Source organism: Nostoc sp. (genome assembly GCF_036916655.1).
Classification (GTDB): domain Bacteria; phylum Cyanobacteriota; class Cyanobacteriia; order Cyanobacteriales; family Nostocaceae; genus Nostoc.
This window is the reverse complement of the sequence record NZ_JBALFY010000088.1, coordinates 1-12,269: the sequence shown is the minus strand read 5'-3', so window position 1 is coordinate 12,269 and position 12,269 is coordinate 1. Positions and strand designations below refer to the sequence as shown.

General features: G+C 40.4%; 11 protein-coding genes and 1 pseudogene. 5 read left to right on the top strand and 7 right to left on the bottom strand.

Annotation, left to right across the window (positions count from 1 at the left end; translation table 11 throughout):
- Window positions 1-86: 86 nt before the first annotated feature.
- Together V7L31_RS23560 and V7L31_RS23555 are read right to left on the bottom strand one after the other, a co-directional pair.
- Window positions 87-800, bottom strand: a complete 714-nt coding sequence (locus tag V7L31_RS23560; protein ID WP_334698506.1) for a hypothetical protein — start codon at window positions 798-800, stop codon at window positions 87-89.
- A gap of 12 nt (window positions 801-812) precedes the next feature.
- Window positions 813-1,265, bottom strand: coding sequence for a hypothetical protein (locus V7L31_RS23555; RefSeq protein ID WP_322669646.1), 453 nt, complete (start codon window positions 1,263-1,265; stop codon window positions 813-815).
- A 237-nt stretch (window positions 1,266-1,502) separates the two neighbouring features.
- On the opposite strand from V7L31_RS23555, the gene V7L31_RS23550 reads away from it, so the two are divergent.
- Genes V7L31_RS23550 through V7L31_RS23540 form a run of 3 tightly spaced genes read left to right on the top strand, consistent with a single transcriptional unit; the run spans window position 1,503 to window position 2,690 of the window.
- Window positions 1,503-1,769 (top strand): FitA-like ribbon-helix-helix domain-containing protein, encoded by a 267-nt coding sequence (locus V7L31_RS23550; RefSeq protein WP_190912565.1) that lies wholly within the window; start codon window positions 1,503-1,505, stop codon window positions 1,767-1,769.
- On the top strand, window positions 1,766-2,227 hold the full coding sequence (locus V7L31_RS23545) for a type II toxin-antitoxin system VapC family toxin (protein WP_334698505.1): 462 nt from the start codon (window positions 1,766-1,768) through the stop codon (window positions 2,225-2,227). Before V7L31_RS23550 ends, V7L31_RS23545 begins: the two co-directional genes overlap by 4 nt.
- 16 nt (window positions 2,228-2,243) lie before the next feature.
- Entirely contained in the window at window positions 2,244-2,690 is a 447-nt protein-coding gene (locus V7L31_RS23540) for an acyl-CoA thioesterase (RefSeq protein WP_334698504.1), read from the top strand.
- On the opposite strand, the gene V7L31_RS23535 is transcribed toward V7L31_RS23540, so the two are convergent.
- From V7L31_RS23535 to menA, 3 genes are read right to left on the bottom strand one after another with little or no spacing between them, the layout of a single operon-like run.
- Window positions 2,683-4,068 carry a 2-succinylbenzoate--CoA ligase gene (locus V7L31_RS23535; protein ID WP_334698503.1) on the bottom strand — a complete coding sequence of 462 codons (1,386 nt, stop codon included), beginning with the start codon at window positions 4,066-4,068 and terminating at the stop codon, window positions 2,683-2,685. The two genes, V7L31_RS23540 and V7L31_RS23535, sit on opposite strands and share 8 nt — an antisense overlap.
- Window positions 4,053-5,030 carry an o-succinylbenzoate synthase gene (locus V7L31_RS23530; protein ID WP_334698502.1) on the bottom strand — a complete coding sequence of 326 codons (978 nt, stop codon included), beginning with the start codon at window positions 5,028-5,030 and terminating at the stop codon, window positions 4,053-4,055. Before V7L31_RS23530 ends, V7L31_RS23535 begins: the two co-directional genes overlap by 16 nt.
- Window positions 5,031-5,043: 13 nt before the next feature.
- Window positions 5,044-5,940 carry a 2-carboxy-1,4-naphthoquinone phytyltransferase gene (menA, locus tag V7L31_RS23525; protein WP_334698501.1) on the bottom strand — a complete coding sequence of 299 codons (897 nt, stop codon included), beginning with the start codon at window positions 5,938-5,940 and terminating at the stop codon, window positions 5,044-5,046.
- Between the two features lie 311 nt (window positions 5,941-6,251).
- Between menA and V7L31_RS23520 the strand changes: the two genes are divergently transcribed.
- Complete coding sequence (locus V7L31_RS23520; RefSeq protein ID WP_334698500.1) at window positions 6,252-7,667, top strand: isochorismate synthase; 1,416 nt, start codon at window positions 6,252-6,254, stop codon at window positions 7,665-7,667.
- A 101-nt stretch (window positions 7,668-7,768) separates the two neighbouring features.
- Here V7L31_RS23520 and V7L31_RS23515 read toward each other — a convergent pair whose 3' ends face one another.
- Entirely contained in the window at window positions 7,769-9,085 is a 1,317-nt protein-coding gene (locus tag V7L31_RS23515) for a glutamate-5-semialdehyde dehydrogenase (RefSeq protein ID WP_334698499.1), read from the bottom strand.
- A 406-nt stretch (window positions 9,086-9,491) separates the two neighbouring features.
- On the opposite strand from V7L31_RS23515, the gene V7L31_RS23510 reads away from it, so the two are divergent.
- Window positions 9,492-11,477, top strand: coding sequence for a zinc metalloprotease HtpX (locus V7L31_RS23510; RefSeq protein ID WP_334698498.1), 1,986 nt, complete (start codon window positions 9,492-9,494; stop codon window positions 11,475-11,477).
- A 441-nt stretch (window positions 11,478-11,918) separates the two neighbouring features.
- Here the strand turns inward: V7L31_RS23510 and V7L31_RS23505 are convergent.
- Window positions 11,919-12,155, bottom strand: a pseudogene (locus V7L31_RS23505) (response regulator); the annotation flags it as partial.
- Window positions 12,156-12,269 lie beyond the last annotated feature (114 nt).

The following is a 12,269-nucleotide window of genomic DNA, read 5'->3' as shown; positions in this document are numbered from 1 at the left end:
GTGAGATTTAATTTCTTCAAAGCCTTATGTAGTTTGAGTCTTGGTGTATTTTATACTGATTCAGGCTCGTCAATATTTAGATGCGTTTACCCTGGATCTGCACCTAAGTCACCACGTTCTATTTCTGCATCTGAAAATTCTAGACGAAGTAAAGTTCGTTGACCACCCTGGCTGAGAATATGTTCTCGAAGTGCCGCAGCAACAGGTTTGTTCTTTTTTTGACTGTCTCTGCGAGTTGCAAAGTACCTATCTACCTGATTAATTATTTCCATGTGAACAATAGCTGGTACTTTTATTCTTGCCCAAGGACTAAGAAACCGACATATAAAATCAAGTCCCCCTTGGTGAATAGCTGATGTATCTGTAACAATAGTTATCGGTTTTTGCAAAGGTATTTTGCCAATAGTTTCAACATCAAAAATAGGTAAAAGTAATAATGTCCTCCGTAGTACGTCCTGCAATCCTTCTCTGAAAGCCTTTTTAACTCTATCTTTATCCTTTTGAACTCTGTCTTTATTCTCTACATTATCAAGAGCTTTAGTAATATTCTCATTGAGTTTTTCTAAGGATAGTAGTTGCCATTCAAACCCACCAAATTTAGCCGCACAATACTCATCATATCTAGTTTCATTTTCAATATATTGCCCTCCTGGTTGTAATGTAATAGTTCCAACATTGACCCATTTGTCACGTCCAAAACAAATATCTTCACCAAGAAATATTTCAAATGGCTCTCCATTCTTACCTATTTGGGCGATACATTTTAGTGCATCTTCTTTACTAAACAATTTTAATTTCATAAAGTTATTATTTTAATGAAGGGATACATTGACATCTGGAACATTAACAAACGTATCACACACCCACTGAATATGCTGGCGTAATGCCAAAAGTTGATGTTGACGAAGGTTGACACTATCACTATTAGATAAGCGTCCAAGCTCTTCTAAATCACTCCAAGATGATTCGTCATTAGACAATATCTCGTCTATTACTTGGATGACTTGCTTAAACTGTTCTATTCCACGCTTTTCAGGTTTTATTACTAGTGTAAATTTTTCAATTAACTCTTCTCTTAGTCGCTGAGTTTGCTCACTGCTAGTCACTGAGCCAAAGGGATCTCCAAAGGGTTCCCAAGAATAAATTTCTTCTTGATAAAATGTCGGTTCAACTAAAGCATTTGTATTGGTATCTAAGTATTTTTTACCCCAGCGACAAGGTTGCCAAAGAACAACCTTTAATGGACTTGAACTATTGCTGCTCACAAGAATTAATTCTCCAAAGTAATTATTTATGAATATCTAGATTAAATGTAACTGTCAAATTACTTTTTATTTATGAATCATAGGTTTTGAGGGTCAAGTCACAAATGAACTGATTTTTTTGGGTATTATAATCATAATTTGAACTTAGTTAAACTTTATCAAAAGCGAGATACGATCGCTCCCCCTTCTGCTTGCATTATGCTATCATTTTGCTAAATCCTGCTTCGAGGTAAAGCGATGGCTACCCTTTATGTAAGAAATTTACCCGATGATTTGTATGCAAAACTGCAAGAGTTAGCAGCATCTGAACACCGTTCCATTAACGCCCAAGTTATAACTCTGTTAGAACAAGCTTTAAAAACTGAAGCACAGCAAACAGAAGACGAAAGACGAAAAAATGTCCCAAAACTGCTAGAGGAAATTCGTCTTCGCCGTGAGAGTCGCCAGACTGATGTGGAATGGCCTGATAGTACTGCGTTAATCCGAGAAGACCGAGACAGATGACTATACCTCTCAGATGTGTTGTAGACGCAAGTGTAGCTATTAAGCAATTTATACCAGACGATCCACTAACTCCAAAAGTTAATCAACTGTTTGCTCATCTTGCCAATCCCCAAACTGCGATCTTTGTCCCAGACCTGTTTTACATTGAGTGTGGCAACATTATTTGGAAGTATGTCCGCGCCAGACTTTATGCTGTTGCTGATGTGCCAGCAGATTTAGCAACTCTCAAAAACTTCCCCTTGCGTGTTGTCTCTACGGCTGACTTGATGGCGGATGCAGTTGCGATCGCATTAAACTATGGAATCTCTGCCTACGATGGCTCTTATGTTGCACTTTCACAGCAGGTAGGTGCTACTTTGCTGACTCTCGACGGCAAGCTGGTAAAGGCAATAGCCGCTTCGTCTTACAATGTTTCCTCGTTTCATGACTTCGAGGTTCCGCCGTTGGAGTCAATTTAATATTCAATTATCAAAAATGTCTTTTACTTGTAACCGCACGGTTCGCTTTCAAGATACTGATGCTGCTGGGGTAGTTTATTTTGCTAATGTTTTGGGTATTTGTCATGCAGCTTATGAAGAATCTTTAGAAGCATCAAATATTAATCTCAAAGATTTTTTTACTAATCCGTCTGTGGGGTTTCCGATTGTTCATGCTAGTATCGATTTTTTGCGCCCTATGTTTGTTGGGGACAAGTTGCTGATTAGCTTAATTCCCCAAAAAATAGGTGTTGAGAAGTTTGAAATTACTTACGAAATTACTGTGGGTGAGGTGGTAGTTGCTAAGGCTATTACTCGTCATGTTTGTATTGATGTGAGTAGTAGAAGTAAACAGGAATTACCTGATGAAATAGTTCAGTGGTTGGAAACGAACCGCAGAGACGCTGAGGACACAGAGAGAAGAAAGTCGAGAGAAGTTATTTGATGGAATTTTGAAGGAATTCTGTGGCTATTTGCTGTAAATGTTGGCGGTTAATTTTACCTTGAGAGTTGCGGGGTAAGTTTTGCTGGGGAATCCAATATTTAGGAATTTTAAATTTGCTAAGTTTCTCTTTAAGTAGGGTTTGGATTTTTAAGGCAGAGGTATCTGATTGTTTGGGAATGTAAATCGCTGTTAATACTTGCCCCCAGTGTTTATCTGGGATACCAATGACACAGATATCAGCAACCATTTGAGTTGCTTGTATTGCAAATTCAATCTCTGCTGGATAAATATTTTCTCCACCTGTAATAATTTTGTCGCTGTTACGTCCGACTATATTTAAATGATTTTGTTCGTCTAAAAAACCTAAATCATCTACTTGGAAAATATCTTGATTTTCTCTCGTTATCGGATAGTAACCAAGTGCTAAAGATTGAGCATGAATGGTGATATTTCCGATTTGATTGGAATTTAAAATCTCGCCTTCCTGATTACGAATAGTTACTTTGGCATGGGGAAGAATTTGACCACTACTAATTTTACCTCTCAGAAAATCATCTGGTTTGAGGGTAGCAATTTGAGAGGCGGTTTCTGTCATGCCATAGGTAGGTGCTAACCGAATGCGATGGAATCTGGCTTTTTCTAGTAGTTCGTTCCATGCTGGCGCACCTCCCAAAAGTACGGTATTAAATTGTGATAGCCATTCAGTTAATTCTAGATTTTGCAGGAGACGTTGTAACTGTGTTGGTACTAAAGATATGAAAAATTCTGATTGTTTAATATTTAATGTTTGACCACATTCTACAGCTTTAAATGGTTGAATAGCTAGTTTACCTCCGGTGGTGAAAGAACGCATAAATTGCATTAAACCGCTAACGTGATATATCGGCAATACACAAAAAGAATTGACTTGGATTAGTTGAAAGTATTCTGTAAATCCTTGTACTGATGAAATGAGAGTTTCCCAGGTGTGGATGGCAAATTTAATTTGTCCTGATGAACCACCTGTGGGAATCATTATGAGTGGGGAGTGGGGAGTGGGGAGTGGGGAGTGGGGAAGTGGAGGAGTGGGAGTGTGTAGAAGTTCTCCCCAAATAATATCTGGCTGAACTAAATCAAAAACTTGTTGCCATTCTTGTGTTCCCCAGTCAGGGTTACAAAGAAAAACTGGACAATTCGCTGCACAAGCAGCAAGAAAACTTGCTAGAAACCGTATTGGTTCGCGTTCGGCTAAGATGATTTTTGGTGGCGTTCTACACGCTGATAATTGTGTTAGTTCTAAATATAATTGTTGAGCTATTTGATTAAATTCATGGCTGCTGTAACCGATAAGCCTATCATTTTGAGCTAGGTTATTAAGATAATCTAAAGGTCGTTCCATAAACTTTGAAGCCAGGTTTCTTCTTGTTCAAAAAAATGGTCGATACCAAAACCAATTGCCCTTTTGTTTTGGGATAATTCGGCTGCTAGTTGGAGTGCTGCAAGTCTAGCGATCGCAGTTTCAAATACTGACGAAAATACAGTATCAATTTGATGCTGGTGGCAAAACTTTCTCAGACGAGATGGCGATCCGACTATCCCAGGCTTGATGACGAAAATCCCTCGCCAACCTTCTTGATGACAAGCGGCGAGTTGTCCAAGTGTGGCGACAGATTCATCTAAAGCGATCGCAGTTTTGTAACTCAGACTCAATTCCAACATCTGCTGAAATTGTTCAACGGGTAGCGGTTGTTCGATAAATTCAATTTCTAGGGGTATTTTTCCATTTGCCTTGAGATTGTCGCAAGTCCGCAGCCATAAGTTAGCTTCTTCATAGCTGAGTCCACCGTTAGCATCTAATCGCAGTTTGGTAAAGCCTGGTAAGGTGTGTATCAATGACTCAAAAATTTCTAGTTCATCAGTGATCGCATCCACACCAATTTTCCACTTAAATGTGCGATATCCCTGCTGCCATAGCGTTTCCCATTGATTTAAAGCCGCTTCCCCTGCTGGTAATAAGCCACTGTAAAAGAGTGAAGAGTTAGGAGTTATAAAATTATCTCCCCCACTCCCCATCTCCGATGCTGATTCAAAGCCAAATTGACAAGCTGGTAACTTATCTGGGATGGAGAAAATTATCTCGTCTGTGATTTCTCCTGAGAGTTGGCTACAAAAATCTAAGGCTTGTTCTAGGGTTTCGGAACCAAACCAACTAATGGGGGCGATTTCTCCCCAGCCAACTTTACCTGATTCATCAGTGAGATGGAGGATAATACCTTCACGAATATCCCACTTACCATGATTGGTGGTAAGCGATCGCAAAAATCTTCGCTGATATGGACGAAATTCAAATTGATAACGCATCAATTAATAATTACTAAAGCATAAATCCCAGTCCAAGCAGCAAGCAAGCCCAGAAATGCACGGCTACGGCGATGAATTTACAGTTACTAACTTTATCGGGCTGGTTATGATTTTCTTGGACGTGGCGGCATAATTTGACAGCGAAGGGTAAACTTACCCAACTCAGTAACGTCCAAACTGGAGAAATCCCCAATAGAACAAATAGCAAGGTGAGAGGATAAATGCTAGCAGTGAACCAAACTAGGAGTTGGGCCCCTTTTTGGGTTCCGAGACGGACGATAGGCGATCGCTTACCTGCCGCTATGTCATCCTTAACTTGGTGAAAATGTGAGCAAAACAAAATTAAGGTTGTGGTAATGCCGACAATTACTGAGGCTGCTAAACTTGTCATAGACCAAGTTTGGGTTTGGCTGTAGTAGGCGGCTTCCACTGCTAAGGGACCGAAGGCAAAAAAGCAAATAATCTCGCCTAAACCCTGATATCCTAAGCGAAAGGGAGGCCCTTGGTACGTATAGCCTAAACCACAGCACAGTAAAATTATACCGATAACAGTTAGGTCATGTTGCCAAAAGGCGATCGCTACTATGCCCAGCAACCCCAAACCTAAACACAAATTTCCTATCCAAAATATTAATGGCTTATTGCCTGTTAAGTTCACCAGAGAATGGTGCTTATTTTGATCGATACCTGTTTCAGAATCAAAGACATCATTACTGATATTTTCCCAGGCAAGAATTAAGATTGCCGCAGCTACAAAAGTAGAAAATATTACACCATTGAAAATTTTAGTTTCGGCAAATGCCACTGCGGTTCCTACCCAAATGGGCATAATGGCAACGCTGTACATTGGCGGTTTAATCGCTGCCATCCATAACTTAGTGTTGGGATATGAAATTTGGTTGGTAGTCATCAGTCGTGATTAATTAAATTGCCAGAATATTACTCACACTTGAGATTTTATAATTTAAAGAGACGTTAGATATTCATGAGATCAAAATAACTGCCGCTTTTACTGTGGCTTCTTAAACTTGCGTTGTTAACATGCCACCCTCACATTGCAGCCCAAGGCTGGAACTAGCTTGTCAGGGTCTAGGAACACCACGAACAAGGCAAATCCTACGCTGGTGAAATGACAACTTAATATGTTACCTGTAAAAATACGACCACGATTAATTACACTCTAGAAAGTTAACTTAAAAAAAATTTACTATCGTTAAATCCATGACAGTTTCACCATGTCGTAACAACTTCTTTGTAGAACACAAAGATTTATATCAATTTCTGGTAGCGGTGCAAGAAAAGTGCGTCAACAACAATTGTCGGCAAATTGTCAGTGTCTCCCAAGAGATCGATTTAGTTGATCCTTTACTTGTATTGGATAAACTTACACAAGCAAATGAAATAAATTTTTACTTTGAAGACAGAGGTAAAGGAGAAGCGATCGCAGCAATTGATGCTGTAGCAAAATTACAGATTGATGGCGCAGACCGTTTTAGTCAAGCAGAGTATTTTATCAAATCTTGTCTAAAAAGTATAATTAATTTTGGTAACGCAAACCAACCTTTTTCTGGGCCTCACTTTTTTTGTTATTTCAGTTTTTTTGATAAAAACGCCCAAGTAGATTATCCATTTCCATCTGCTACCATTTTTCTTCCACGTTGGCAAGTAGCTGTAAAAAATCAGCGCTGCATATTAGTAACAAATATAATTATCAATCCAAATGTAAATATTGCAAGATTGTTGGAAAATGTGCAAAATAAAATTGCATTTATCCAATCTTTAGAAAATTACTCTGCTAATATTGATTATTTTCCTAAAAACTTATATAAAAAATCTGTCACAAACTCTGCTCAATTTAAACGTTCAGTAGTATCTATTTTGGAAAAAATTCGGTCTAGCCATTTAAGTAAGATTGTCCTAGCAGATATATTAGATGTAAAATCAAGTAAGCACTTTAGCTTAGTTAAATCCTTAAATAATCTTAGACAAAACCATCCTAATTGTTATATCTTTTCTACAAGTAATGGCAAGGGACAAAACTTTATTGGTGCTAGTCCAGAAAGATTAATTAGTATTAATAATCAACAGCTAATTACTGACGCTTTAGCTGGTTCTGCACCACGAGGTAAAACCCCTGCTGAAGATGCAGCTAATGCCAATCGCTTACTCAATAGTGAAAAAGAAAAGCACGAACATTCGCTAGTACTTGATTTCATAACTCAACGTCTATTTCAGCTAGGTTTATCACCTCAAATATTAGCCCCACGCCTGCGACAATTATCTAATATCCAGCATTTATGGACACCAATCAGCGCGACAGTTCCGATTAATATACACCCATTAAAAATTGTCGGACAACTGCATCCTACACCAGCCGTTGCTGGTGCAGCACGAGATGTTGCTTGTGCCGAAATTCGTCGTTATGAAAGCTTTGAGAGAGGTTTATACGCTGCGCCTCTGGGTTGGATAGATTCTCAGGGAAACTGCGAGTTTATTGTGGGAATTCGTTCAGCATTGATTGATGGCGATCGCGCGAGGTTGTATGCTGGTGCTGGTATCGTCGCTGGCTCTGATCCTGACAAAGAATTTGCAGAGGTGCAACTTAAACTTCAAGCGTTACTTAAAGCCTTAGTTTAAAGTTAATTTTCCAGTATTTATCCTGGGAAATGCTATAAACAACGCCGTGCTAGAAAGCAACTTAGTTGAGTTGAATAAATTATTTTTGCACTATCATATAGTTAAAAGGTAATCTCAAAATCCTGATGAGTAAAAGCCTTTGCATTCTCCCCTGTGTAAGTAGCGACAATATGACCATTGCCAGTCATTTGATATTTATATGTCACTAATCCTTCTAAACCAACGGGGCCGCGGGGAGGCATTTGTTGCGTACTAATCCCTACTTCTGCACCAAAACCATAGCGGAAACCATCAGCAAATCGGGTAGAACAATTGTGGAATATATTAGCTGAATTTACCAGTCCAAAGAAAGTTTCAACAGATGTTGAATCTTCAGAGATAATCGCATCGGTATGACGAGAACCATATTCATTAATATGAGCGATCGCATCTTCTATAGAGTCTACAATCTTTATGGACAAAATGAAATCGCTGTATTCTGTTTCCCAGTCTATCTCTCTTGCAGCTTTGATGTTAGGTAAAATTTTCAAAGTGCATTTATCGCCTCTTAATTCCACATGACGTTCTTGCAAAGCCTCAGCAACTTTTGGCAAAAACTCTGTCGCAATAGAAGAGTGAACGAGCAAAGTTTCAATTGCATTACAAACAGCAGGATATTGGGCTTTGGCATCGACGGTAATCGGAACTGCTTTAGAAATATCGGCAGCTTTATCTATATAAAGGTGACAAATACCATCGGCATGACCTAGTACCGGAATACGCGTATTTTCCTGCACAAATCTAACAAAGGAATTAGAACCTCTAGGAATAATTAAATCTACATATTTATCTAATTTCAAAAGTTCTAAAGTTTCTTCTCTAGTTGTGAGTAATTGTACCGCATCTGGATTAACAACAGTTTGCGATAATCCCTGTTTAATTGCCTTAACTATCGCTTCACAAGAACGCACTGCTTCTTTTCCACATTTAAGAATCACACCATTTCCCGATTTAATCGCCAAGGAAACAATTTGAATCGCCGCCTCTGGACGGGCTTCAAAAATGATCCCCAAAACGCCTAAAGGACAAGTAATCCGCTTGAGAGTCAAACCAGTGTCAAGTTCGCGGTGAATTTGGACTTTACCGACTGGATCGGCTAGCTTACCAACATCTCGTACCCCAACGATCGCATCTCTTAATTTATGTTCATCCAACTGCAAGCGCTTATAAAGCGGTTTGGAAATCCCTTCGCCGGTAGCCGCTTTACAATCAGCAATATTTGCTTGTAAAATTTCATCTCTAGCTGATTCTAAAGCTTGAGCGATCGCAACAAGTGCCTGATTTTTTGTCTCAGTGGAGAGAATTGCTAGCTTACTTGCGGCTTGGCGGGTTTGCGCTGCGATCGTAATTAGGGGAGAAGCTATATCAAAAATAGTCATAGTAGAAATCTTTACCTTTTCCTCATCTTATCAATCTCAGGTTATCTTCATCATTCGTCTTCCTCCAATCGGGTGAACCATCTGGGTAATAAATAGTTACTCTGATTGGGTGAAGAAGGCTGGGTTTAAAACATTTATTCTCTAAATATGAAACACGCACACAGAGCTAGTAAGTTGACAACAGTAAAAATATTGTAAGTATTATTACAGGTTTATTTGAAAATCTTAAATATGATTTATGCGTTCCTCAGGCTAGATAGACATAGTAATGTATGTTTCTCTAGTCTTTTACTTAAGTAGATATTTTATACTGTCATTATTTAAATTTTTACGAAATTGCAGTGACGATCGCTGGATCTATTGAGTATTGATAGATCAAATACCACTCCTTTGCTAGGGAGATCCTATGTCACTGCAATCTGGATTAGATGCCTTAAAAGAAAAGCGTTATCAAGAAGCGGTTGAATTACTCGAACAATTCTGCCGCAATTGCGCTGAACACGATTCCTCAGATTATCTTTCGGCACAGATGTGGCTGATGAAAGCCTATCAAGCCACAGGCGAAATCGAAAAAGCCAAGGCCCTGTGTCAAAAGTTAATCATGAGTGAAAACCCACAAGCTAGAAGTTGGGCAGAACAAGCTAGTAAATCCTTGCGCCAGACGCCATCTAACGCCAGTCAAAAAGCTGGTCGTGCTGTTACCACTGGGATGAAATTAGCAATGGGAGGTGTCGGCGGCAGTTTGGCATTAGCTTCTGGTGTCACCATGACCTTGCTATTTGGCATGGTTTTGGCTTTAGGTTTGAGCTTAGTATTTATTTTGGGTAGCGACAATCCACTTCAAGGGCTAGCGATCGCCATTGGTATTACCTTAGTCTTTAATATCGCCGCCTTTTTCATATCTCCATTCATCATGGACTTAACTCAAGGCTGGCTTTACCAAACTCGCTGGGTAGAGTTAGCAGAAGTCGAAACCCTCAGTCCAGAGACAGCTAAAGTTATTCGCCAAGTCTGTGAACAGAAAAAGCTGAAAACGCCGCGTTTGGGAATCATTAACGACCAAAACCCCACGGCTTTTACTTATGGTTCATTACCGAACAGCGCCCGTTTAGTCGTCAGTCAGGGACTTTTCACATACCTCGATGACGACGAAATTGCTACCGTCTACGCTCACGAACTGGGGCACATCGTCCACTGGGACTTTGCAGTGATGACAGTAGCTTCTACCCTAGTGCAAATTTGTTACTTGATTTACAGCACAGCCAGAAGATTTGGGCGTGGTGGTGATAGCAAAATCAAAGATGCCATGCAAACTGCTGCCTTAGTTGCTTACGTGTTTTATGTCATCGGTACATATTTATTGCTGTACCTCTCCCGCACACGGGAATATTTTGCCGACCACTTTGCAGCCGAAAGTACAGGTAATCCCAATGGATTATCCCGCGCTTTGGTGAAGATTGCCTACGGAATTTTAGAAGAAGGTTCGCGCACACAAGAACCCAGCCGTTTAATTGAAGGAACTCGCGCCTTGGGTATCTACGACCATAAAGCCGCCGCTTCCACAGGAACCGCCTACCGCATTGCATCCGATACCCAAAAAATTGGTCGCGTCTTTCTGTGGGATATGTTTAACCCTTGGGGCTGGTGGATGGAGTTAAATTCCACTCATCCCTTGACAGGTAAACGAGTTCGTGCATTGAGCAACTATGCCGAACAATTGGGTTTACCGACTGAGTTTGATATGGGGCGAGTTATTGGAGAAGGTAAAACTCTGAATAAAAGTAGGCTTTACGGCAACTTCTTTTTAGATGTTGTACTGTACGGCGCTGAAACAATTGGTTTCTTTGCTGGCTTGGTAGCAGGTGTGATTTTGTTGTCAAGTTCGCAAAACACAGGTTTAGTATTGGGTGCGCCACTTATTGGCTTAGGGATTGGAATTGTCATCAAAGCCTTGGTGATGTTCCCCGACTACAAGCAAGCACCAGAAACCGATATTCTCACCCTGATGTCAGACCCCTATGCCAGTCCGTTGCGCGGACAACCTGCAAAACTGGAAGGTCAACTAATTGGTCGTGGCGACGCTGGTTATAAATTTGGTTCCGATTTAAAAATTCAAGACCGTAGTGGAATGCTTTATCTGCATTACGCCTCACGCTTTGGCCCTATCGGCAATTTCCTATTTGGGATGAAGCGAGTGCAAAGCTTGATTGGCGAACAAGTTGGGGCTGTGGGTTGGTTCCGTCGAGGTGTTGCGCCTTGGATGGATTTAATTCAACTCCAGAGTGAAAATGGCACTATTGTCAACAGTTACCATCGCTTTTGGTCATTCATCCTTGGCGGTGGATCGATTATCCTGGGAGTGGTCTTGACTATGTTTTTGAGCCGCAGCTAGCAAAGTTTCTAGGCTGCTGTCGAAGTATTTCTCAGTCCATCCAAGCTTTAATTTGTCAGGAGGTCGTTAGTAACTGCCTCCGTTTTTTATTGAGGTAGGTATGAGCCAATACAGTTCAGATAAGACAAAAAGATTTGTAGAGACGGCGATTTATCGCGTCTCGAAAACCCAAAATTTTTGCTAAGAGACTTCCAAATAAAAAAATATTCAATTAACTCTTGTGGGGTGGGCATCTTGCCCGCCCTATAGACTGGGCGGGCAAGATGCCCACCCCACAACATTGGATAATTTATTTCTTGGAGTTTGCTAGTAGCCCTTAACTGAATTCGTATTGAGGTATGAGCTAGATAGCGCAACGTAAAGCCCAATACAGTTCAGATAAGCCCAAAACTCTGATGTAAGGGCATAGCTTTGCTTAGAGCTAGTCCGCGAGCGTTAAACTTATTTACTACCTTTGGCAAGATTCGCTACCACTTTCACCAACTTTTCTGGCTCGATTGGCTTGGATAGATGCACTTGGAATCCAGCTTCCAGAGCTAGCCTGCGTTCTTCGCCTCTCGCAAATGCCGTTAGTGCTATAGCTGGAATCTTCTGCTCTTGCTCTGCTTCTTGCGCCCGCACTTTACGAATCAGAGAATAACCATCCTCATCTGGCATTCCGATATCACTGACTAGAATCCCCAGAGAGTTAGGAAGTGCGATCGCTTAATTGGGCTTGGTGCTGCTCTAACTCTTTCACCCGATTCTCTAGAAGTCCGTACCGAACAAAATTAATCTGTATTATTTCTTCGA